Source organism: Flavobacteriales bacterium, from assembly GCA_021296215.1.
Classification (GTDB): domain Bacteria; phylum Bacteroidota; class Bacteroidia; order Flavobacteriales; family ECT2AJA-044; genus ECT2AJA-044.
Map to the genome: position 1 here is coordinate 18,307 of JAGWBA010000001.1, position 22,106 is coordinate 40,412.

Genomic DNA, 22,106 nt, shown 5'->3' on the forward strand with positions numbered 1-22,106 from the left:
AGGTCTAACTTTAAAGTGTCACAAAGGTACAAAGTTGTGCCGTACTCACGACGATGATGCGGCCGCTCGTTTCAGGCGATCGTTCATGGCCCTTCCGAGTTGGGTATCGGGCAGAGGTTCGGCGATCACCAAATCGACTTTCATGGTGTCAAAAGCACGCAGTGCGGCGAAGAGATTTCGGGCCGCTTCTTTGAGGTCTCGGCTCGGTGATAACTCGATCACGGGCACATCATTCGGCACATCCGAAGGGCGCGATAAACAAAGCAGTCCGACTCGTTGACCCGACCGTTCGACTCCCGCATCGGGCCGCGAGGCCCAGAAAGAAAAAACAACCTTTTTACCAGGTGCGTAGTGGGCGATGAGCATGCCTGGGGCTTCGGGGCGTGAGCTGCTGGTGCGCACGTCGCCGAGGGGTTCGCCGAGGGCTTCTTCGAGTTCTTCGAGCGCGAGGCCGCCGAGTCTCAGCACTATCGGTTTTTCGCCCTCGAACGACACGATGGTCGATTCGATTCCGATTTCGCAGGGGCCCCCGTCGAGAATGTAGGGGATTCGGCCGCCCAGTTGGTGATCCACGTGCTGTGCGGTGGTCGGACTAACATAGCCGAATGGGTTCGCCGAGGGTGCTGCGAGGGGAAAATCGAGCTCATTGAGGAGGTCCTGAGTCACGGGGTGCCTCGGAATTCGGATTCCGACCGTAGAATGGCCGCTCGTAACCAGGTCCGGCACTATATCTCGTTTGGGCAAAATCAAGGTCATAGGGCCGGGACAAACGGCTTCGGCCAGCGCTACAGCAGAGCGAGGCGCCGTTTTGATGTACGACATTGCCGCATCGAACGATTTGCAGTGCACGATCAGCGGGTCAAAACTCGGGCGTTGCTTGGCCTCGAATATTCGAAGTACGGCATCCGGGTCGAGTGCGTTCGCCGCAAGTCCGTATACCGTTTCGGTCGGAATGGCCACGAGCTCTCCGTTGCGCAAATACACCGCCGCCTGCTGTATGTCCGTTCCGATCGTTGCCATTAAAGTTCTTTCATCATCCACACGTCGCAGCCGCTGTGGCCGGTTTCACCGAAGGGCTGTGTTCGCGGCTCAAATTCGTAATTTGCATACAAATATCGAGCAGTTTCCATGGTGGCCGGGGTTTCGAGGTAGCAATACCGATAGCCTAGTTCCGGGGCATCGTTCAGACATTTTTCGATCATCCTGCGCCCCCAGCCTCGGCCCCGCACGTTCGGTAAAAAGTACATCTTTTTAAGTTCGCAGTACTCGGGTGGTGCGCCTTTCAACGGGCCTATCCATCCTCCGCCCACGACAACGCCTTCGAGTTCCAAAACGTAATATCGACTCCTGGGGGTATCGAACGCAGCGGCCATATCATCGAGCTAGGGGTCGACGGCCGCAAAACCTTCGCGATTGGCCCCAAACGATTCGAGCACCTCGCGGATCAGGTCCCGGAGTGCTCGGTTATCTTTCGGCTCGATGGGTCTGAACACCACCTCGCTCAATGTTACAGGTCGAATTTAATTCCTTGCGCTAGAGGCAATTCCGTACTGTAGTTGATCGTGTTCGTTTGGCGACGCATGTATACCTTCCAAGCGTCCGATCCGGACTCACGACCACCGCCGGTTTCTTTTTCACCGCCGAAGGCTCCACCGATCTCAGCACCACTGGTTCCGATATTGACGTTTGCGATACCGCAGTCCGATCCGTTCACGCTCAAGAAACGCTCCGCCTCGCGCAAGTTCGTAGTCATTATGGCCGAAGAAAGGCCTTGTACCACTCCGTTTTGGAGTGCGATCGCGTTGTCGAGGTCTCCACTGTACTTCATGATGTACAAGATAGGAGCAAAGGTCTCTTCCTGAACGATATTGTAGTGGTTCTCCACTTCGGCGATCACGGGCTTCACGTAACAGCCGCTTTCGTAGCCTTCGCCTTCGATCACTCCGCCCTCTACCAAGATGCTTCCGCCCTCTTGTTTCACTTGCTGAATAGCGTTCAGATACTGCCCTACTGCGCCCGTATCGATGAGTGGTCCAACGTGGAATTTCTCATCCAGTGGATTACCAATGCGAACTTGGCCATAGGCCTTGGTCAGCTTTTCTTTAACCTCGTCGTACACCTCTTCATGGATGATCAGACGTCGCGAACTGGTACAGCGCTGTCCGGCCGTTCCGACCGCTCCGAAAAGAGCTCCGATGATGGTCATGTCGAGATCCGCATCCGGGGTAATGATGATGGCGTTGTTTCCTCCGAGCTCGAGCAATGAGCGGCCCAAACGAGCAGCCACGGCTTGTGCCACGATCTTACCCATGCGGATAGATCCCGTAGCGCTCACTAGAGGTACGCGCTTGTCGGCCGTTATCATTTCGCCCACTTTGTAATCTCCGTTTACCAAACAGCTAATACCTTCGGGAAGGTTATTTTCTTCTGCTACCTCTTGCCAGATCTTCTGACAAGCTACACCGCAAAGAGGTGCTTTTTCAGAGGGCTTCCAAACACATACGTCTCCGCATACCCAGGCGAGAGCGGTATTCCAGCTCCATACCGCAACCGGGAAGTTGAAGGCCGAAATGATGCCTACGATACCAAGTGCGTGGTATTGCTCGTACATGCGGTGTCCCGGGCGTTCGCTGTGCATGGTGAGTCCGTGCAACTGGCGTGAAAGTCCGACCGCGAAGTCACAGATGTCGATCATCTCTTGTACTTCGCCCAAGCCCTCCTGATACGACTTACCCATCTCGTAGCTCACGAGCTTGCCGAGTGCTTTCTTCTTACGGCGAAGTTTTTCGCCGTACTGACGCACGATCTCACCGCGCTGTGGCCCCGGCACGTTGCGCCACTCCTTAAAGGCGTCTTGCGCTGTAGCGATCACGCGAGCGTAATCCGCCTCAGAAGTCGAGCTTACGGAACCTATGGGGGATCCGTCGACCGGAGAGTAGCTCTCGATCGAAGGACCACTACCAAAGCTCTCTGCTCCGGTCGAAACCCCGTGATTATCGTCTTTGATGCCCAACTCGCGCAAGGCCATCCGGATGCCGAATTCTTGCTGAATATTGTGGGCTGTGTCTTTGATTCTTTCGGTAAGTTCTGACATGATTGATATACTTAATCTAGTGAGCAAACAAAGGTACTAATCCGCTTCTGTACGAGCAGGGACCTTAGACACAAATCCGTCCGTAATTCCACCAAAGTAACGTCGCGTGATCTCCCCAACGTCGTTCACACTACTCGGAAAGATGGTCTCGAGGACTCCGCCGGTTAGCCGTGTTCCATCGGCTCTAAATAAGTCGTAGTGCACTCGGATGGCCCTATTGTACACTTTGTTCTGAAAATCAATGCAATCGTCGAATCTCGTGTCAATCTCGAATTGGTTCAGAAATAAGAACACCTCGGTGCCGTACACATCGGAGAGCTCGGCCAAAACGGTAGTGTCTTTCAAAGTCGCTTGCATATAGCTACCCTCCGTGTCGGGCTTTACTTCTTCGCGTTTCTCATCCGGCCCGAACAGGCCCTGCTGAGTCTTTGGCTCATTGGATTTTTCGGTTTGCTCCTCCTTCGTCTTTCTAAACGGATCCTTAAATTTCTTTTGTTCTTCAGCCTCCTCTTTCTCCGCCGTCATTCTCACGAACTCCGGTGACAGGGCATAGGCATACCTCGTATTGCGATACAACCTTGTAAGATCTTCGCGCGCCCGCTCCAAGGTGTCGCGCAGCAAGCTATGATCACCATACATTTCCTCGAGACGCACCGTAAAACTGATATCGAGTCCGAGTCTAAAACGGTCGCGCAGCGCATCGTAATCCATATCGCTAGCCGCAGCTATTTCGCGGTCGCTATCGCTCAGGTACATTGTCGGCGGAAAAGGAATGATCATCAACCCCGAATACAGGCTATCGGGTTTTTCTTCTTGGCCTACGGCCAGAAGCGTAACTACGGTGCAAAGTAGGGCTAGGACGGTTCGCTTCATAAGGTCTCGTTCTGGGAGACCAAATTAGCGGAATAACTTCAGAATGTCGTTCCCATTGGCAAAAACCAACAAGGCCAACAAGATCACGAACCCGACCATTTGAGCGTATTCCAAAACCTTTTCAGAAGGTTTACGTCGCGTGATCATCTCCCAAAGTACGAACACCACGTGGCCGCCATCCAAAGCCGGAATTGGTAGAATGTTCAAGAAGGCCAGCATGATACTCAGGAAAGCCGTGAAGTTCCAAAAGTATTGCCAGTCCCAGGTGCTGGGGAATTGGTTTCCGATCGTGAGGAAGCCACCGACCGATTTATACGCTTCGGTCTCGGTGTCGAAAATGATCTTGAATTGGCGAATGTAATTTGAAAGCGTTCCGGTAGCGCGGTGATACCCGGCCGGAATTGACTCAAAGACCCCGTACTTCTTGGTTTCGATGTCAAAGAAATCGGCATAGGAACCTCCGGGGTAAACGCCGATCTTGCCGTGTTCGGGAACAGGCACTTCTACAACAACTCGTTCAGTTTCACGCTGGGCGGTGAGTGTAACGATCCTTCCGGCATAAGCGGGGATACTGTCGATATACTCATCGAAAAACTCCAACTGCCGTCCATTCAACCCTACAATTCGATCTCCCTCCAGAAGGCCGGCTTTTTTGGCCACTGAGGAGTTGGTAAACTCACCCACCACATAAGGGATTCGCGGGGTCATAAAAGCGGGGTTCTGAACCATCGCTTTTATGTTGGCCGAGGTCACGGGCAAATCTAATTCCTGTCCGTCGCGTTCCACGGTTACGCTTTCAGCACCCAACACGATCTCCATTGGGATCTGGTTGAAGTTCTCAACTTCATTTCCGTTCACGAGCAAAATCTTATCGCCATCGCGAAGACCAATCGATTCTCCGGTCGAATCGACAGCAATTCCGTAGGTCGCGTTCTCCGTAGGAAGGTATTGCTCGCCCCAATAGGCAAGAACCCCCGCATAAATGGCGATTCCGAGGATCACGTTCACCGTTACTCCACCGATCATAATGATCAAGCGCTGCCAGGCCGGCTTAGACCGAAACTCCCAAGGCTCAGCCGGTTTTTTCATCTGCTCCTTATCCATGCTCTCGTCGATCATACCCGAGATCTTCACATAACCTCCGAGCGGAAGCCACCCGATACCGTATTCCGTTTCACCGACCTTTTTCTTGAATACCGAGAACCAGGGGTCGAAGAAGAGGTAAAACTTCTCAACTCTGGTTTTAAAGAGTTTGGCCGGAATAAAGTGTCCGAGTTCGTGCAGGATGATCAAGAGTGAAAGGCTCAGAAAGAACTGAGTGGCCTTGACCAGAATGTCTGCTATATCTGTTAATTCCATGTGTTTCTATTCCAAAAAGGGTAACAAAGGTACTTAGTTTATGAGTTCCGCTGCGATGCGGCGCGCTTCGGCGTCGCTGGCCACGTAATCTTCATAGGAGGGCTTTTCGATAAACGTCGCTTTGGCCAATGTAGTTTCAATGACATCCGACATTTCCAGGAACCCGACTTGGTCTCGTAAAAATGACGCTACTGCTATCTCGTTGGCGGCGTTTAAAATACAGGGTGCGTTTCCGCCTTGATCGAGTGAATGGAAGGCGAGACCGAGGTTCCGAAAAGTCTCTATATCGGGTTTCTCGAAAGTGAGCTCGGGGTAGTCCATGAAATTGAATCGAGTAAAGGAATTCTTTAATCGATTGGGATATCCCATAGCGTATTGGATGGGTAACTTCATGTCGGGCAAGCCCATTTGAGCTTTCATGCTTCCGTCCTCGAACTGAACAAGGGAGTGGATGATCGATTGAGCATGAACCACTACATCGATTTGATCGGGTCGCAAACCAAAAAGCCATTTGGCCTCCATAACCTCGAGGCCTTTATTCATGAGGGTGGCACTATCGATGGTCACCTTGACGCCCATCTCCCAGTTGGGGTGTTTGAGCGCTTGTTCCTTGGACACTTTAAGAAGCTCATTTCGGGTCCGCCCGCGGAAGGGTCCGCCCGAAGCCGTGAGCACGATCTTTTCAATTGGGTTGTGAAACTCCCCGACCAGGCACTGAAAAATAGCACTGTGTTCTGAGTCTACGGGCAACAGCGGAACCCTCTTGCGCGCGGCCGCATCGGTTACGAGCTCTCCGGCAACGACCAAGGTTTCCTTGTTCGCCAAAGCGATGGGTTTTCCCGCTTCGATAGCAGATAGGGTAGGGGCTAAACCGCTATAGCCGACAAGTGCGGTAAGCACTAGGTCGACGGTTTCCATTTGCACGACATCTTTCAGTGCATCGTTTCCGGCGTAAACCTTTACCCCCAAGTCGAAAAGAGCGTTGTTCACTTTTTGATATCGCGACTCATCGCAGATCACGACCGCATTTGGTTGGTATTTCTGGGCTTGTTCGATCAAAAGATCGCAGTTCCCGTTGGCCGTTAACACTTCGACCTCAAAGGAGTCGGGTTGCTCGCTAACCACCTCTAAAGCCTGTGTTCCAATGGACCCTGTGGACCCCAGTATAGCCAATCTCTTTTTCTCCATTACCAAGCGAATTCGCTGAGTTTATCCGCGATCTTGCGATCGTTGCTCAATCGTGAAACTTTGTTTTGTCCTCCCAAACGGCCCACTGACTTCATATACTCCTTAAAGCCACCCGGTTTAATGGGCGTAATGACCACCGGGCGTAAGACCTTACCCTTAATTAAATCCGAGTAGTAAATGTTCTTCTCCTGCATGACCCGGTCGATGATTTCTGCCAACTGACTCAAGTCCGCTGGTTTTTCGTCGAATTCCATAAGCCACTCGTGATAAGGGAGTCCTTCGGTCGGATTGATCCGGGGTGCAACGGTGAACTCGTTTATTTGTATTCCGGTTTGCTCAACAGCCTCTTTTAGCGCTGCTTCTACCTCTGCAGCGATCACGTGTTCACCAAATGCAGAGGTGTAGTGTTTTATTCGACCCGAAACCACAATACGATAGGGGTCTTTGCTCACGAACTGCACGGTATCGCCGATGTTGTAACCCCAAAGCCCCGCATTCGTGCTCATGATAAGCGCGTAATTGACTCCGAGCTCAACCTCGTCGATGGTCAGTCGTAGAGGGTTTTTATCGAAAACCTTCTCGGCCGGAATAAATTCATAGAATATTCCCTGTTTGAGCAGAAGCAACAATCCAGGTTCGGTTTGACTATCCTGATAGCCAATAAACCCTTCTGAGGCCGGATACACTTCAATGGTGTCAATCGAAGCTCCGATCATTTCCTCGAATTTGGTCCTGTAGGGCTCGAAGGCCACTCCGCCGTTCACGAAGAGCGAAAAATTCGGCCACACGTCCAGAATCTTTTTGCCCGTGCGCTCGAGTACTCGTTCAAAGTACATAAGCATCCAACTCGGAATACCGCTAATGAGGCGCATATCTTCATAAAGGGTTTCCGTAACGATAGCGTCGACCTTGGTTTCCCAGTCGTCGATACAGTTGGTTTCCCAGCTTGGCATCCGGTTACGCTGAAGATAACCGGGCACGTAGTGTGCAACGATCCCGCTCAAGCGACCGAGCTTGACTCCATTTACTTCCTCGAGTTCCGGAGACCCCTGAAGGAAGATCATTTTACCGTCAATAAAGGTCGTTTTCCCCGTTTGGTGAACGTAGTGCAACAAGGCGTTACGTGCGCTTTCCACGTGAAAGGGCATGCTCTGCTTGGTGATCGGAATATACTTGGCACCGCTCGCCGTACCCGAGGTCTTGGCGAAATAGAGCGGTTTACCGGGCCACAATACATCGTTTTCACCGATTCGTATGCGCTCAACATAAGGCTTGAGGTCTTCGTAGTCGCGCACCGGTACGCGGGTTTGAAAATCGGAGTAAGCCTTTATCGATGCAAAGTCATGGTCGCGTCCAAAAGACGTGTCCCCGGCAGAACGAACGAGTTCGTTAAAGACCGCGCGCTGGCTCTCCGATGGTTTCGACGACCATTTTCGAGTTTGGTTGGCAACCCAAGCGGCAAAGGGTTTTGCAAGAAGCGACTTAATGCTCATTAGAAAACGACATAGCTTTCGGGATCTACGGCGATACCGTTGTTCCAAAGTTCAAAATGGAGGTGTGGACCTGTTGAAAGATGGCCCGAGTTGCCGATAATAGCAATGGCCTCTCCCGCCTGCACGACCTCGCCTTGTTCCTTGAGCAGTATGCTGTTGTGCTTGTATATGGAAATGATTCCGCCCGCGTGCTGAAGAGCAATTACATAGCCTTCATCGCTCGACCACGTAGCGAGGAGCACGGTTCCCTCAAGAACAGCTAGGATGGGTTCGTTCTCCGGAGCTACGATGTCTACTGCAAAGTGATCGGTTTGAGGGTCGAATTTACCCGATACCATGCCTTTTATTGGCGAAAAAAAGGTGAGGTTGGCCATGACTGAATTCTCACCGGTACCGCCCTCGAATATATTGTAGCGCTCCTCTTGGGCGACCATTTCACGAAGGGCGCTATCCTCCGGAGAAGGGGGCATTTCAATACTGTCGATCACTTGTGCTTCCACGGCATCGGCGGTATCGTACTCCTTGAGCTCACCGCTGATGACTCCGTTTATGATCTCGACATATCGCTCTTGGTTGGCGATCACTCTTCGAAGCGAATCCGTGAGCATAGCATTCTCAAGCGCCTGACGACGCAGGGAGGTCGAGCTGTAACCTGGGATATACTCGCGCAATGGGGTAAAGGCGATGAGGATGATGGTCAGTGCGATAAGGGTAATGACACTGAGTCCGGCAGCAACAAAGACGTTGAGACGGGAAAGGCGGAACGACAATTTCTCTTCGAACGTATCGTCATTTAGGATCACCAAGCGGTACTTATTCTTAAGTCGCTCGATCCACGGACGTGCCTCTTCGTTTTTATCCTTGATCTTGGCCATGCCGCAAATATCGCAAACTGCTCAGAAGACGCAGGGATGTCTTTGAATAATAATAAATTTGCGCCCCCGCAGTTAAGTAAAGGAATTTGACTCTATCGCTTTTGAATATAAAGCTCCTCATAAGGCCTTTTGTTATCGTTTTGTTCGCTCTGGTTGCCGTTTCGTGCTCCACAGAGAAGGACAAGTTCGTAAATCGCGAGTACCATAAACTTACCGCGCACTACAATGGCTACTTCAACGGGAACGAAAGTTTTCGCGAAGGAGTAGAGAAATTGGAAAACTCGGTTATAGACGATTACGAGAATGTGCTACCGGTATATGTTTTGGGAACTCCTCAGGATGCCAAGTCGATCTACCCTCAGATGGATCGTGCGATCGACAAGGCGACCACGGTGATCCGGCGTCACTCGATGGTGATCAGAGGAGAGGAGAAGAACAACTGGATCGACGACAACTATTTGTTGATCGGGAAGGCACGGTTTTATAAGCAGGAGCACCTGGCTGCCCTGGAGGCGTTTAACTACGTGGCCTTGCAGTTTCCGGATGGCGAGCTTTATCACGAAGCTATGTGGTGGGCGGCTCGGAGTTATTTGGCATTGGACAACTATTCTCAAGCGCTGTACACCTTAGAGGTGTTGGAAACGACCGGAAAAGTGCCCAAGGACCTCAAATCGGAGATCCACGCCATCTACGCTCAGACCCATGCCGACCAAGGGGAGTACGAGTACGCCATTGAACAGTTGACCCGAGCCATAGCTCAATCGAGCAACAAGGTCAGGAAGTCGCGTTACACGTTTATTCTCGGTCAGCTATACGAAGCCAATGGCGAGTGCAACAGAGCTATTCGCTTTTACGGGGAAGTCCTGAGAATGAAGCCGCCTTACGTCATGGAGTTTCAAGCCCAGATCAAGCGCGCTTTGTGTATCAGCGGATACAATCGCAATCCGGCACCACTTATTGAGGCCTTGGAGGAGTTGGCCGCAGACGAAAAAAACGAAGAGTACCTGGATCAGATCTACTTCGCCTTGGCCGAGATCGCCTGGGAAATGGGAGAAGACGAAAAAGCCAAGGAAAACTATCGCTATTCGGCTTACTACAGCACGGGGAACTACACTCAAAAAGCCAAGAGTTACTTGCGCCTGGCGGAGATCACCTTTGACGAAGGAAATTACCGGGTAGCACAGGCCTACTACGACAGTACCATGACCGTTTTACCTGAGAATTTTGAGCGGTACGATGAGGTGAAGCAGCTTGCCGATAACCTCGATGAACTGGTAGGGTATATCGTAACCATAGAGGAAAACGACAGCCTATTGAAGTTGGGCCGAATGAAGCCCGGCGATCGCGAGGCGGCTATTGACAAGTACATCAACAAGTTGAGGGAAGAAGACCGGAAGCGTGAAGAACAGGCGCGTTCAGGTTTCAATGCCCAGATGCGCATGCAGCAGGATCAATATCAACGGTCCGAGGGGGAAACGACCAAAGGAAACTGGTACTTCTACAATCCGTCCACGGTGAGCTTGGGACGAACGGAGTTCGATCGGATTTGGGGTCGTCGAAAACTAGAGGACAACTGGCGACGGACGAATAAAAGGTCGTTCAGTCAAGACGAGTTCGAAGAGGAGTATGGCGATACCATTACGGTAACCATTGGGGACAGCACGTTCAGGGCATATAAGTACGATCGGTCGATCTATATAGCGCAGTTACCGACCACCAAAGAGGCACAGGACAGTTTAGAGCGAATCAATATCGACTCTTATTTCGGTTTAGCCTTGTTATACAAGGAGAAGCTTTACGATGACCCCAAAGCTGCCGAGACCTTTGAACGTTTGTTAGATCGATATCCGGACAACAAGTACCGGATCCGGGAATATTTTTACCTGTACCGCTTGTACACGGATTTAGAAATGCCACAAAAAGCTGAAGAGTACAAGCAAAAGTTGATCGATCTGGATCCGGACAGTGACTTTGCCAAGATCCTTCAGGATCCGAGTTATGCCGACAAACGGGAAGAGGAGCACAACCAGTCCCGTGCGGCTTACGCATCGTGTTACTCAGAATTCGAAAACGGAAGGTATTCGGCTTGTGCCAAGAAGTGCGAGGCGAATTTGAAGAAGTTCGAGGGTGATCCGCTGGAGGCTAAGTTTGCCTTTTTGATGGCGATGGCCAAAGGGAAGCCCAGTGAAGCGAGGTTGGTCGAAGAAATGCGCAAAGTATCCGAAAAGTACCCCTTTACCGAAGAGGGTCAAGAGGCCCGGCGCATCGTAGCCTTTTACACGGGGGAGACGGAAGAGGTAGTTGCGCAGAAGGAAGAATCGGACAGTGTAGCCCTCTATCTTGCCGCTGAGGCAAAAAAATTCAATTCAAGCAAGAAGGACGCCCATTTTTACATTCTGCTTTTCCCGGCGGAGAGTACGAAGGCAAATGATCTGTCGACCTTCATCAGCGATTTCAACAAGCAGTATTTCAGTCTGGAGAATTTGAACGTTCGTGGATTATTTCTGGATCAGGAGTACCAGATGATCTCTGTGCGAACCCTTGGCAACGGCGAGAAAGCCATGACGTATTTCAATGCATTATCCACGGAGCCGGATCTGGAGAGCATGCTTCAGGGTCGCAATTGGATGCACTTCGCGATCTCACAGCCGAACTTCGCCATCTTGTTTCAAAACAAGGTGCCCGAGGCGTACCAGTTGTTCTTCGAACAGGAATACGGCTTAAAGTCGGGCTTGTAATCTCTTGATTTTCCGAGCATTTGTAGTTGGATTGTGTGTAAAAATGCTACCTTTGAGGCCCTTTTTTCGCAAAGTTATTCGCACAAAATGTTCGCAAAAGGAAAAGAAATGGCTAAAAATTTGGATCCACAGGCTCCTGCGAGAAACCGCATTGGGCCGGAAACCACCATTAAAGGAGAAATCATCTCGGACGGTAATTTTCGCATTGACGGCACATTGGAAGGAAGCATTAAAACCAAGGGTAAAGTGGTCGTTGGCGAGAAAGGACTGATTCAGGGAGAGGTCCTTTGTCAGAACGCCGATGTTGAAGGAACCATAAAGGGCAAACTTCAAGTGACGCAGTTGTTGGCTTTAAAGGCCACGGCGAAGATCCACGGAGATATTTTGGTAGATAAGCTGAGTATTGAACCCGGCGCTAACTTCACCGGAAGCTGTAAAATGGGCGCCGTGGTCAAAGAGCTGAAGGATGCCGAACGAAAAGAAGCCGCAGAACAATCGGCTTAAGAAATGGGCCAAGTACAGCGGTATGGCGATCGAAATGATGACCATCATCGCCGTTGGTACCTTTGCCGGCTATAAAACAGATGAGCGTCGCGGGGCCGATTTTCCCCTGTGGACGCTCATTTTGTCTTTGGTCAGTGTGTTCTCGGCACTCTATCTGACCATCCGAAACGTAATGCGCGATAGCCATGATGAAGACTAAATGGGGGCCGGCGGCGATATTCGCGCTCTGCATCCCGATCGTTTATCTCATACACCACTATTCCATGTCCTTTTTTTCCGCACCCTGGCGGGTGGATGTGATGTGGCCGACCTATTTGTTCCTCTCGGTTCTGTACGAAGTGGTTTTCCTTTTTTTGATTTGGCTGGAGACCAAGTACCCGGCACAAATGGGGTTCGGCTTTTTAGGAGGCGGCGTCGTTAAAATGATGGCCGTAGTGATCTACCTGCTGCCGGGGCTCCTCGATCAGGACCCGGACATAAAGCCAAGAGTGGTCCATACCATGATCCCCTATTTTCTCTTTTTGACCATCGAAACATCCCTCGTTTTCCGCAGAATTAGAGTCGTGGTCTGAGCCGATTTCAACACGTCTTAATAAGTTAAAGTTTTGGCTTTCATATTCGACTTTATTGCCTATTTTTGCACCGCTTTTTGAAGCCTGTCCTTACAGAGTATACGATGATGCGAATTCATTCATTCCGAGCCTTTTTCCTGATTTCCGCGGCCCTGCTTTTCTCAGCGAATATTGCAGTTGCGCAAGACCATCACGAAGGTCACGACGGGGATCATCAGCAAGAACACGCCGAAACTCACGATTCGGATCACCCATCTGACCATTCGGAAGAGCATGGCGACCAGCACGGTGAGGCCCATGCCGAAGCTCATGGAGAGGAGCACGGTGAAGAGAAGGAATTCAATGCGACCGAGGTCATTATGCACCACATCGCGGATGCTCACGGATTCCACATCATCGATTACAACGGACACCCTATCAGCATGCCGCTTCCGGTGATCCTATGGACAGATAACGGTTTGGTCGTTTTCTCATCTTCAAAATTTCATCACGACGCCGAAGGGCACCAGGTAGTTGAAGCGGGTGGACAACGATTCGTGAATTTGCACGAGAAGATCTACTACGCCGGCGAAGAGGCTAACAATCACGGGCAGTACGTCAATGTGGATGCCGACCACAATGTGGCAAACGCTATGCCGCTCGACTTCTCGATCACCAAGAACGTATTCAGCATGATGCTTTCTATGGTCATCATTTTTTGGTTGTTCCTCGGAACGGCTAAGTTCTATAAGAAAAACGGAGCCGCTGCTCCTAAAGGGCTGGCCAAATTCATGGAGCCCTTGATCGTATTCGTTCGCGACGATATCGCTCGCCCCAACATCGGTGAAAAGGACTACAAGCACTACATGCCTTACTTGTTGACCCTGTTCTTCTTTATCTGGATCAACAACTTGATCGGTCTTATTCCTTTCTTCCCTTTCAGCGCAAACTACACAGGAAACATCGCCTTGACGATGACGCTCGCCGTGTTCACTTTGTTGATCACCAACTTCAGCGGAAAAAAATATTATTGGAAACACATCCTTACTCCACCCGTACCTGTGGCTCTTTGGCTCATCATGATTCCGGTGGAGTTGATCGGAATTTTGTCGAAGCCTTTTGCTCTCATGGTTCGTTTGTTCGCCAACATCACGGCCGGACACATCATCATCTTGAGTTTGGTTTCACTGATTTTCATTTTTGATACCGTGTTGATCTCGCCCGTTTCGGTAGCGTTTGTGTTGTTCATGAACGTATTGGAGCTGTTGGTCGCTGCCTTGCAGGCGTACATCTTCACCTTGCTTTCGGCCTTGTTCATTGGAATGGCGGTAGAAGAGCATCATTGATAGAGGAACTATTTACTAACTATAATTAAAGTTCATTATGACTGGATTAGCTGCATTAGGTGCCGGATTGGCCGTTATCGGAGCCGGATTGGGTATCGGACGTGTAGGTGGACAAGCGATGGACGCTATCGCTCGTCAACCAGAAGCTACCTCAAAGATTCAAACTGCAATGATTATCGCAGCTGCACTTGTTGAAGGTGTTGCTCTTTTCGCTGTGGTTGTATCCTTGTTGGTTGCCTAATCACATTAGCATTGGATCATCGGTTGAACAGGGATTGCCTGCAGCCGATGATCCCACCTTAAAAAGAACGCCTCTTTAATTATAAAAGAACATGGATCTAGTAACCCCGGGATTTGGATTGGTTTTTTGGACGACCTTGTCGTTCCTCATTCTTTTGCTTCTCCTGCGTAAGTTCGCATGGAAGCCTATTTTGGGTGCGGTCAACGCTCGCGAAAAATCAATTGAAGAAGCATTGATCGAAGCGAAAAAGGCGCGTGAAGAAATGGCCAACCTAAAGGCTGACAACGAACGTATTTTGAAAGAGGCTCGTGCAGAGCGCGATCAAATGCTTAAAGAAGCACGCACTATCCGCGACAACATGATCGAGGAGTCAAAAGGCTCTGCCAAAGCAGAAGCTGAGAAGATCATCTCTTCGGCTCGCGAGACCATCGAGAACGAGAAAAAAGCTGCTCTACACGAGTTGCGCAACACCGTTGGTACTTTGGCGATCGAAGTAGCTGAAAAAGTACTTCGCTCAGAATTGACCAACACGGATAAATCCAAAGAGTTGGTCGACGACTACCTCAAGGATATCTCATTTAACTAAGCCGTGAAATGAAGCATTCACTGGTAAAACAGCGCTACGCAAAGTCACTGCTCGACCTAGCCCTTGACCTCAACCAGGTCGAGGAGGTTCATGCGGATATGCAGTTATTGCTCGCTATCGCTGCCGATAGTCGTGACTTGACAATGATGTTGCGCAGTCCGATCATCAAACCGGACTACAAGATCGCGGTGTTCACCAAGCTTTTCGATGGCAAAATGAGCAACCTCACCATGCAGTTCATGGCGCTGTTGGCCAAAAAGAAAAGAGAGGAGTTGTTGGTTGAGATCGCAGACAAATTCTTGTCGTTGTACAAAGAACATAGGGGGATCAAAACCGCTTACCTAAGCACCGCCAAGGAACTCAATCCAGAGGTTCGTGACCGGGTGGTCCAACGACTCAAGTCGCAAACCGGAGCAGAAGTGGAATTGATCGAGAAGGTCGAAGACGATCTTATCGGTGGTTTCGTACTCCGGATGGACGACAAACAAATTGATGCCAGTATGCGCGGGGCATTGAAGAAAATTGCGCGCGAATTCGATGAAAATCTTTACACAAAAGCGTTTTAAGATGGCAGAAATCAATCCTGCTGAAGTCTCAGCAATCCTCCGCGAACAACTCGCTGGCCATAAATCCGAGAGTGAGTTGCAAGAAGTGGGAACCGTACTCCAGGTGGGTGACGGTATCGCACGTATCTACGGTTTGAACCAAGTGCAATCAGGCGAGCTCGTTGAGTTCGAGAATGGTTTGCAGGGTATCGTATTGAACCTGGAAGAAGACAACGTCGGGGTAGTATTGCTCGGACCATCTACCGAGATCCGCGAAGGTAGCGTTGCAAAACGTACCGGTCGTATCGCATCCGTTAAAGTAGGTGAGGGTCTTTTGGGGCGCGTCGTTGACGGTCTCGGTAACCCGATCGACGGTAAAGGTCCTGTTGAAGGAGAGCTCTTTGAGATGCCTATCGAGCGTAAAGCTCCTGGGGTAATCTACCGTCAGCCGGTTAACGAGCCGCTTCAAACGGGTATTAAGGCCATCGACTCCATGATCCCGATCGGACGTGGACAGCGCGAGTTGATCATTGGTGACCGTCAGACCGGTAAAACTACAGTGGCGATCGATACCATCATCAACCAAAAAGAATTCTACGATCGCGGTGAGCCTGTATACTGTATCTACGTGGCTGTAGGTCAAAAAGGATCGACCGTTGCCGGAATCGCTAAAACGCTTGAAGAAAAAAGAGCTTTGGCGTATACGACCATCGTAGCGGCTAACGCATCTGACCCTGCTCCGATGCAGTTCTTTGCGCCTTTCGCAGGTGCGGCTATTGGAGAGTACTTCCGCGATACAGGTCGCCCGGCATTGATCGTATTCGATGACTTGTCCAAGCAAGCTGTTGCATACCGCGAGGTATCTCTGTTGCTTCGTCGCCCTCCAGGACGTGAGGCATACCCTGGAGATGTATTCTACCTTCACTCACGCCTCCTCGAGCGCGCGGCCAAGGTCATCAACGACGATACGATCGCAGCTCAAATGAACGACCTTCCAGAGGTGTTGAAAGACAAAGTAAAAGGTGGTGGTTCGTTGACGGCATTGCCAATCATCGAAACACAAGAGGGTGACGTTTCTGCATATATCCCGACCAACGTAATTTCGATTACCGACGGTCAGATCTTCCTCGAAAGTAACTTGTTCCTTTCTGGTGTACGCCCAGCCATTAACGTGGGTATCTCGGTATCACGTGTAGGGGGTTCTGCTCAGATCAAGGCGATGAAGAAAGTCGCCGGTACCTTGAAGTTGGATCAGGCTCAATACCGCGAGCTCGAGGCCTTCGCGAAGTTCGGATCGGACCTCGACGCGGCTACCATGAACGTAATCGAGAAAGGTAAGCGTAACGTGGAGATCTTGAAGCAACCACAGGGGTCTCCTGTTTCGGTTGAAGAGCAGATCGCCATCATCTTCGCTGGAACAAAAGGATTGTTGCGCGCCGTGCCGGTAGATAAAGTACGTGAGTTCGAAGCAGAATTCACCAACTACTTGCGCGAGAAGCACCAAGACACCTTGGAGCAATTGCGTACCGGCGCTTGGACCGATGAGATCCAAGACGTGTTGAAATCAGCATGTGCCGAACTGACCTCGAAGTACCAATCGTAAACCGTAATCCGTAGCTATGGCTAACCTAAAGGAAATCCGGAACCGCATATCCTCGGTGAACAGCACCAAGCAGATCACCAGTGCGATGAAAATGGTTTCGGCCGCCAAGCTCAAGCGAGCGCAAGACGCCATTACCCAAATGCGTCCGTATGCTGAAAAGCTCACGGAGATCCTAGGTAATCTTAGCGCGAGCCTCGACACGCCTGAGAACGTCTACGCTCAAAAGCGCGAGGTAAAAAGGGTGTTGATCATTCCGATCAGCTCGAACCGCGGCCTTTGTGGGGCGTTCAACTCGAACGTGTTCAAATCGGCCCGCGAATTGGCCGACGACCGTTTTGCCGGAGCACATGTTGAAGTGCTCGCACTCGGTAAAAAAGCCGGAGAGCTCTTGCACAAACGGGAGTACCGTGTGAACCAAATCAATGCATCGATATTCGATTCGTTGACCTACAAAGAAGCCGGAGCCATCGCAAATCGCTTGATGAATGTCTTCGAAAATGCCGAGTACGACGAGATCGTTTTGGTATACAACAGCTTTAAGAATGCAGCATCTCAACTTGTGAAGCAGGAAACCTTTTTGCCGATCGTGATCAATGAAGAAGCGAGCGCTACCGTGGATTATATCTTTGAGCCAAATAAAGAGCAGATCGTAGAGCAGTTGATCCCGCAAAGTTTGCGCACTCAGCTGTTCAAAGTACTGCTAGACTCCAATGCTTCTGAGCACGGTGCCCGAATGACGGCGATGCACAAAGCAACGGATAACGCAACTGAACTCGGTAAAGAGCTCAAACTGACCTACAACAAATTGCGTCAGGCGTCGATCACGAATGAGATCCTCGAGATCGTTGGAGGGGCTGAGGCTCTCAAAGGATAATCCCGATCGAACCAACTGTAGAAACCCTCGCATTAGCGGGTTTTTTTGTCACATGGCTCAGTCTTTGATGATATGGAGGAAATGACCAACTTAGCCGCATGACCCTTCGTGCCCGGATATTCCTCTCGATGCTCGCCATCATTTTACTTTCGAGCATCCTAATGGCATCGATTACCGTATACCACTTTAAAAGGGAGAACGAACAATATCACATTGAGCGGCTACAGCGGAAAGAAGATGCCATACACACGAGCATTGACTACTTTCTGCAGCAAGATCTTAGCGCACAACGAACCGATAGCATTACCCCTCTTTTCGATAACAAGATCTGTGAGGTGGCTGATGTGAATAACCTCGACATCAACATCTTCAACTTAGAGGGTGACCTCCTTATATCTTCGAACCCCAACCTTTTCGACAACGGCGTACTCCACGATGCCCTGAATCCGGTGGTTTTAAGCCGGCTACGCGACGGTGAGAGTCGAGTGGTTATGAAGCGAGACCTCGATACCACGAATTTCCTCTCCACCTACGAATACATCAACAGCTCGCCGGGCGAACCCTTGGCCGTGATCAATGTCCCCTATTTTCAAACGGACAGCTTTCACAAACGAGAACTTCGCGAATTCCTTGAGTCTCTCGCACAAATCTATGTTCTGTTGCTCATTGGAGCCGGACTGTTGGCCTATTTCTTGTCGAACTACATCACTTCATCACTGACGGCCGTTCGAGCCCGGATCAAGGACATTCGAATTGGCGAAAAGAACGATCCTCTCGAATGGGACCAAGACGACGAAATAGGCGCTCTGGTGCAAGAATACAACTGCATGCTGGCAGAGTTGTCCAGATCGGCCGAACTGCTGGCAAAAAGCGAAAGAGAAGGTGCGTGGAAGAAAATGGCGCGTCAGGTAGCTCACGAGATCAAGAATCCGCTCACCCCGATGAAGTTGACAGTTCAACAACTCGAGCGACGACTCGACCCAAACGATCCGGAGTTTCAAGACAAACTCAAGAACTTTACACGGACATTGATTGAACAGATCGACACCTTGTCGAGCATCGCCTCGTCTTTCTCGGCATTTGCGCAAATGCCGGTTCAAAACCACGGCTCGGTCGAACTCAATGCGGCCTTGCAGAGCTGTACAGACTTATTCACACATCAACCCGTAAGGTTTAAAACAGAAAACCCGGAAGACGTGATCATCACCGCCGACAAAGAGTACTTCATTCGGGTGATGAACAACCTGCTAACCAACGCGAGTCAGTCGATTCCCGAAGGCCGTGAGCCCAACATCAGCGTTCGTTTATCGCGCACCGCAACAGAGGCCGTGATCGAGGTAGAGGACAATGGTTGCGGTATTTCGGACGACCAGCTCGAGAAGATCTTTGAGCCGAATTTCACCACCAAAAGCAGCGGCACGGGCTTGGGTTTGGCCATGGTGCGCAACATCGTCGGCAATTTCAAAGGAACTATCGCGGTCCAATCTGAGGTGGATCGCGGATCGGTCTTTACCTTGCGTTTCGCCCTAGCGGGCGGAAGCTAAAATCCTATCTTTGTTTCATCACTTCACAAAAAGCGGATCATGACCTTCGAAACTCTTTTGACCGATCTTGAAAACGGCATTTTGACCGTTACCCTCAATAGACCACAAAACCTCAATGCCCTCAACACCCGCGTATTTTCTGAACTGCGCGCCGTGTTCGAGGACGTGTACGAGAATGACGACATCAAGAGTGTCATCATCACCGGAATGGGCGAAAAGGCCTTTGCGGCCGGCGCCGACATCAAGGAATTCAGCACCTATAATGTAGAGCAGGGAAAATATTTGGCGGCTAACGGTCACGAGGTATTTTTCATAATCGAGCGATGCCCAAAACCCGTGATCGCCGCGGTAAACGGTTTCGCCCTTGGTGGCGGATGCGAGCTCGCCATGGCCTGTCATTTACGGGTGGCCGCTGAAAACGCGAGGTTTGGTCAGCCCGAAGTCAACCTCGGACTCACACCGGGTTACGCCGGAACGCAACGTTTGGTACAACTCATTGGAAAAGGAAAAGCGCTCGCGCTGCTCATGACGGCCGATATGGTGAAAGCCGAGCAAGCACTCGAACTGGGTTTGGTGAACCACATCGTGCCGCAGGCACAGCTACACGCCTTTTGTTACGAGCTGCTCGAAAAGATCGGCACCAAATCGCCCGTAGCCATCGCCGGGGTCATCGAGTGTGTGAATGCATACTACGAGGAGGGTGTCGACGGTTTTAAAAAGGAAGTAGAGGTCTTCGGAAATTGCTTTGGCACCGAGGATTTCAAAGAGGGAACCACGGCGTTCATGGAGAAGCGCACGGCCGAATTCCCCGGAAAATAATGGATGAATCCAATTCGTAAATTCCTCGGCCAAACGGCCATCTACGGACTCAGCACCATCGTTGGGCGGCTGCTCAACTTTTTGCTGGTTCCGCTGTACGTCAGCCTTTTTCCGGCCGAAGAGTACGGCAAGGTAAGCTACCTCTACGCGTTGGTGGTCTTCCTGATCGTGGTCCTTACCTACGGAATGGAAACGACCTTTTTCCGATTCCGTGAGCGCGACGAAGATCAGGTTAAAGTCTTCAGCACGGGTGCCTGGTCGTTGGTCTTCACGAGTTCCATCTTTTTGGCCATCGCCCTACTTTTCAGCGGGCCCATCGCCGCGGCAGTAAACCTGCCCGACCACCCTGAATACATTCGCTGGTTTGCCTGGATACTGGCACTCGACGCCGTAGTTGCCCTGCCGTTCGCACGTTTGCGCGCCGAGGGAAAAGCCTTCCGATTCGCCTTGGTGAAACTCACCAACATCGGACTCAATATAGGCTTCAACTTGTTGTTCCTGCTTGTGAAGGTCTTCTACGATCCCGAGGTCGGCATCGGCTACATCTTCATATCGAACCTCATCGCCTCGGCGATCACCTTTTTGCTCTTGCTTCCCGAAGCTCGCGGCCTCGCGGCCGGATTCTCGACATCGCTCTGGAAACGGATGATCCGGTACAGTTGGCCCCTCATGATCGCTGGACTGGCCAGTGCCGTCAATGAGGTCGCGGATCGACAAATCATGAATTTCGTGCTGCCCGAAGTGGAGGCTTTCCGCCAGATCGGTATCTACGGCGCATGCTACAAATTGAGCATCTTATTGACCCTATTCATTCAAGCTTACCGGTATGGCGCCGAACCCTTTTTCTTTGCAAAGGCCAAGGAGCTCGATGCCCGCGAAACATACGCCGAGCTTATGAATTTATTTGTGATCGTCACTTCGCTGATCTTCGTTGGGCTCAACCTGTTCATAGACCCGATCTCACACATATTCATCCCGAACCCCGAATATTACGAAGGGCTTCACATTGTGCCCGTTTTACTGCTCGCGAATTTGTTTCTCGGAGTGTACATCAATTTGTCGATCTGGTACAAGCTATCCGACAAAACCCTGTACGGAGCCATCATCAGCATTGTTGGCGCTGCGATCACCATCGCTTTGAACCTTTGGGCCATACCTATCTACGGTTACACCGCCGCGGCCTGGGTTACTTTGATCGCCTATGGAACCATGATGGTTGTTTCGCTTCTTTGGGGGCATAAAGCGTACCCGATTCCGTACGATTTCAAACGCCTTTTCGGCTATTTGCTGCTAGCAATTGGAATTGTGTGGTTGGGACAACGTTTCGATAACGAAAGCTTACCGCTAAACATAGCCCTATTCCTTATATTTGGGGCCATCTTAGCGATCTTTGAGTATCGCTATATTCGCCGCTGGGTGAAAAAAAGTTGATATGGAAGTCAAAGTGATCAATCGTTCGGGCCATCCCCTTCCGCTATTCAAGACGGAAGCGTCGGCGAGGCTCGACCTACCTGCAAATATCGAAGATCCCATAACCCTACAACCGGGCCAGCGCAAGTTGGTCGGTACAGGACTTTTTATTAAGCTTCCTCTTGGCTACGAAGCGCAAGTGCGCCCGCGCAGCGGCTGGGCCCTTAAAGAAGGGGGTGACCGTGTTGAATGCTCCGGGTACCATCGACGCCGATTACCGAGGTGAAATTGGGGTGATCCTGATCAATTTAGGGCAAGCCCCGGTTACCCTCGAAAATGGAGACCGCATAGCCCGGTTGGTCGTGGCTAATTACGGGCGCATCGAATGGTCGCCCGGTGAAGAATTGGAAAAAAGTGAACGAGGAGCCGGAGGTTTCGGTTCCACCGGAATATAAAAACCACC

Annotated in this window: 21 protein-coding genes and 1 pseudogene; 14 read left to right on the forward strand and 8 right to left on the reverse strand. The window is 50.8% G+C overall.

The window, feature by feature from the left end:
- Positions 1-45: 45 nt before the first annotated feature.
- The 8 genes from J4F31_00075 to J4F31_00110 form a co-directional block, all read right to left on the reverse strand.
- Positions 46-1,020 (reverse strand): threonylcarbamoyl-AMP synthase, encoded by a 975-nt coding sequence (locus J4F31_00075; GenBank protein ID MCE2494977.1) that lies wholly within the window; start codon positions 1,018-1,020, stop codon positions 46-48.
- Positions 1,020-1,373 carry a GNAT family N-acetyltransferase gene (locus tag J4F31_00080; protein ID MCE2494978.1) on the reverse strand — a complete coding sequence of 118 codons (354 nt, stop codon included), beginning with the start codon at positions 1,371-1,373 and terminating at the stop codon, positions 1,020-1,022. Before J4F31_00080 ends, J4F31_00075 begins: the two co-directional genes overlap by 1 nt.
- Before the next feature lie 134 nt (positions 1,374-1,507).
- Positions 1,508-3,094 carry an aldehyde dehydrogenase family protein gene (locus J4F31_00085; GenBank protein ID MCE2494979.1) on the reverse strand — a complete coding sequence of 529 codons (1,587 nt, stop codon included), beginning with the start codon at positions 3,092-3,094 and terminating at the stop codon, positions 1,508-1,510.
- A 36-nt stretch (positions 3,095-3,130) separates the two neighbouring features.
- Positions 3,131-3,967, reverse strand: coding sequence for a hypothetical protein (locus J4F31_00090; GenBank protein MCE2494980.1), 837 nt, complete (start codon positions 3,965-3,967; stop codon positions 3,131-3,133).
- A gap of 24 nt (positions 3,968-3,991) precedes the next feature.
- Positions 3,992-5,326: an RIP metalloprotease RseP gene (gene rseP, locus J4F31_00095; GenBank protein ID MCE2494981.1), complete on the reverse strand. Its 1,335-nt coding sequence runs from the start codon at positions 5,324-5,326 to the stop codon at positions 3,992-3,994.
- A gap of 33 nt (positions 5,327-5,359) precedes the next feature.
- Positions 5,360-6,514, reverse strand: coding sequence for a 1-deoxy-D-xylulose-5-phosphate reductoisomerase (locus tag J4F31_00100; protein MCE2494982.1), 1,155 nt, complete (start codon positions 6,512-6,514; stop codon positions 5,360-5,362).
- On the reverse strand, positions 6,514-8,007 hold the full coding sequence (locus J4F31_00105) for a GH3 auxin-responsive promoter family protein (protein ID MCE2494983.1): 1,494 nt from the start codon (positions 8,005-8,007) through the stop codon (positions 6,514-6,516). Before J4F31_00105 ends, J4F31_00100 begins: the two co-directional genes overlap by 1 nt.
- On the reverse strand, positions 8,007-8,882 hold the full coding sequence (locus tag J4F31_00110; GenBank protein ID MCE2494984.1) for a M23 family metallopeptidase: 876 nt from the start codon (positions 8,880-8,882) through the stop codon (positions 8,007-8,009). The genes J4F31_00105 and J4F31_00110 overlap by 1 nt, the downstream gene beginning before the upstream one ends.
- 101 nt (positions 8,883-8,983) lie before the next feature.
- Here J4F31_00110 and J4F31_00115 point away from each other — a divergent pair, with 101 nt between their 5' ends.
- From J4F31_00115 to dut, 14 genes and pseudogenes are all read left to right on the forward strand, one after another.
- Entirely contained in the window at positions 8,984-11,620 is a 2,637-nt protein-coding gene (locus tag J4F31_00115; GenBank protein ID MCE2494985.1) for a tetratricopeptide repeat protein, read from the forward strand.
- Positions 11,621-11,707: 87 nt separating this feature from the next.
- Positions 11,708-12,124 (forward strand): polymer-forming cytoskeletal protein, encoded by a 417-nt coding sequence (locus J4F31_00120; GenBank protein ID MCE2494986.1) that lies wholly within the window; start codon positions 11,708-11,710, stop codon positions 12,122-12,124.
- Positions 12,087-12,323 (forward strand): AtpZ/AtpI family protein, encoded by a 237-nt coding sequence (locus J4F31_00125; protein ID MCE2494987.1) that lies wholly within the window; start codon positions 12,087-12,089, stop codon positions 12,321-12,323. The genes J4F31_00120 and J4F31_00125 overlap by 38 nt, the downstream gene beginning before the upstream one ends.
- Complete coding sequence (locus J4F31_00130; protein MCE2494988.1) at positions 12,310-12,696, forward strand: hypothetical protein; 387 nt, start codon at positions 12,310-12,312, stop codon at positions 12,694-12,696. Before J4F31_00125 ends, J4F31_00130 begins: the two co-directional genes overlap by 14 nt.
- 107 nt (positions 12,697-12,803) lie before the next feature.
- A complete protein-coding gene (atpB, locus tag J4F31_00135; protein MCE2494989.1) occupies positions 12,804-14,021 on the forward strand; it encodes a F0F1 ATP synthase subunit A in 1,218 nt (405 codons plus the stop codon).
- Positions 14,022-14,058: 37 nt separating this feature from the next.
- Entirely contained in the window at positions 14,059-14,262 is a 204-nt protein-coding gene (gene atpE, locus J4F31_00140; protein ID MCE2494990.1) for an ATP synthase F0 subunit C, read from the forward strand.
- Between the two features lie 91 nt (positions 14,263-14,353).
- Positions 14,354-14,848, forward strand: coding sequence for a F0F1 ATP synthase subunit B (locus tag J4F31_00145; GenBank protein MCE2494991.1), 495 nt, complete (start codon positions 14,354-14,356; stop codon positions 14,846-14,848).
- A gap of 8 nt (positions 14,849-14,856) precedes the next feature.
- A complete protein-coding gene (gene atpH / locus J4F31_00150) occupies positions 14,857-15,414 on the forward strand; it encodes an ATP synthase F1 subunit delta (GenBank protein MCE2494992.1) in 558 nt (185 codons plus the stop codon).
- Position 15,415: 1 nt separating this feature from the next.
- Positions 15,416-16,996 carry a F0F1 ATP synthase subunit alpha gene (gene atpA / locus J4F31_00155; GenBank protein ID MCE2494993.1) on the forward strand — a complete coding sequence of 527 codons (1,581 nt, stop codon included), beginning with the start codon at positions 15,416-15,418 and terminating at the stop codon, positions 16,994-16,996.
- A gap of 16 nt (positions 16,997-17,012) precedes the next feature.
- Positions 17,013-17,870 carry an ATP synthase F1 subunit gamma gene (gene atpG / locus J4F31_00160; GenBank protein ID MCE2494994.1) on the forward strand — a complete coding sequence of 286 codons (858 nt, stop codon included), beginning with the start codon at positions 17,013-17,015 and terminating at the stop codon, positions 17,868-17,870.
- A 98-nt stretch (positions 17,871-17,968) separates the two neighbouring features.
- On the forward strand, positions 17,969-19,414 hold the full coding sequence (locus tag J4F31_00165) for a HAMP domain-containing histidine kinase (GenBank protein MCE2494995.1): 1,446 nt from the start codon (positions 17,969-17,971) through the stop codon (positions 19,412-19,414).
- Between the two features lie 39 nt (positions 19,415-19,453).
- Complete coding sequence (locus tag J4F31_00170; GenBank protein ID MCE2494996.1) at positions 19,454-20,233, forward strand: enoyl-CoA hydratase/isomerase family protein; 780 nt, start codon at positions 19,454-19,456, stop codon at positions 20,231-20,233.
- Positions 20,234-20,236: 3 nt separating this feature from the next.
- On the forward strand, positions 20,237-21,664 hold the full coding sequence (locus J4F31_00175; GenBank protein MCE2494997.1) for a polysaccharide biosynthesis protein: 1,428 nt from the start codon (positions 20,237-20,239) through the stop codon (positions 21,662-21,664).
- 1 nt (position 21,665) lies between these two features.
- Positions 21,666-22,098: pseudogene (gene dut / locus J4F31_00180) on the forward strand (dUTP diphosphatase).
- Positions 22,099-22,106 lie beyond the last annotated feature (8 nt).

Coding starts and splice junctions, on each gene's coding strand:
- J4F31_00080 (MCE2494978.1), bottom strand. CDS start 1,373: ATGGCCGCTGCGTTCGATACCCCCAGGAGTCGATATTACGTTTTGGAA.
- J4F31_00170 (MCE2494996.1), top strand. CDS start 19,454: ATGACCTTCGAAACTCTTTTGACCGATCTTGAAAACGGCATTTTGACC.
- J4F31_00130 (MCE2494988.1), top strand. CDS start 12,310: ATGATGAAGACTAAATGGGGGCCGGCGGCGATATTCGCGCTCTGCATC.
- J4F31_00105 (MCE2494983.1), bottom strand. CDS start 8,007: ATGAGCATTAAGTCGCTTCTTGCAAAACCCTTTGCCGCTTGGGTTGCC.
- atpH (MCE2494992.1), top strand. CDS start 14,857: ATGAAGCATTCACTGGTAAAACAGCGCTACGCAAAGTCACTGCTCGAC.
- J4F31_00145 (MCE2494991.1), top strand. CDS start 14,354: ATGGATCTAGTAACCCCGGGATTTGGATTGGTTTTTTGGACGACCTTG.
- J4F31_00075 (MCE2494977.1), bottom strand. CDS start 1,020: ATGGCAACGATCGGAACGGACATACAGCAGGCGGCGGTGTATTTGCGC.
- J4F31_00120 (MCE2494986.1), top strand. CDS start 11,708: ATGTTCGCAAAAGGAAAAGAAATGGCTAAAAATTTGGATCCACAGGCT.
- J4F31_00090 (MCE2494980.1), bottom strand. CDS start 3,967: ATGAAGCGAACCGTCCTAGCCCTACTTTGCACCGTAGTTACGCTTCTG.
- J4F31_00100 (MCE2494982.1), bottom strand. CDS start 6,514: ATGGAGAAAAAGAGATTGGCTATACTGGGGTCCACAGGGTCCATTGGA.
- atpA (MCE2494993.1), top strand. CDS start 15,416: ATGGCAGAAATCAATCCTGCTGAAGTCTCAGCAATCCTCCGCGAACAA.
- J4F31_00125 (MCE2494987.1), top strand. CDS start 12,087: ATGCCGAACGAAAAGAAGCCGCAGAACAATCGGCTTAAGAAATGGGCC.
- J4F31_00085 (MCE2494979.1), bottom strand. CDS start 3,094: ATGTCAGAACTTACCGAAAGAATCAAAGACACAGCCCACAATATTCAG.
- atpE (MCE2494990.1), top strand. CDS start 14,059: ATGACTGGATTAGCTGCATTAGGTGCCGGATTGGCCGTTATCGGAGCC.
- J4F31_00175 (MCE2494997.1), top strand. CDS start 20,237: ATGAATCCAATTCGTAAATTCCTCGGCCAAACGGCCATCTACGGACTC.
- J4F31_00110 (MCE2494984.1), bottom strand. CDS start 8,882: ATGGCCAAGATCAAGGATAAAAACGAAGAGGCACGTCCGTGGATCGAG.
- rseP (MCE2494981.1), bottom strand. CDS start 5,326: ATGGAATTAACAGATATAGCAGACATTCTGGTCAAGGCCACTCAGTTC.
- atpG (MCE2494994.1), top strand. CDS start 17,013: ATGGCTAACCTAAAGGAAATCCGGAACCGCATATCCTCGGTGAACAGC.
- J4F31_00165 (MCE2494995.1), top strand. CDS start 17,969: ATGACCCTTCGTGCCCGGATATTCCTCTCGATGCTCGCCATCATTTTA.
- atpB (MCE2494989.1), top strand. CDS start 12,804: ATGCGAATTCATTCATTCCGAGCCTTTTTCCTGATTTCCGCGGCCCTG.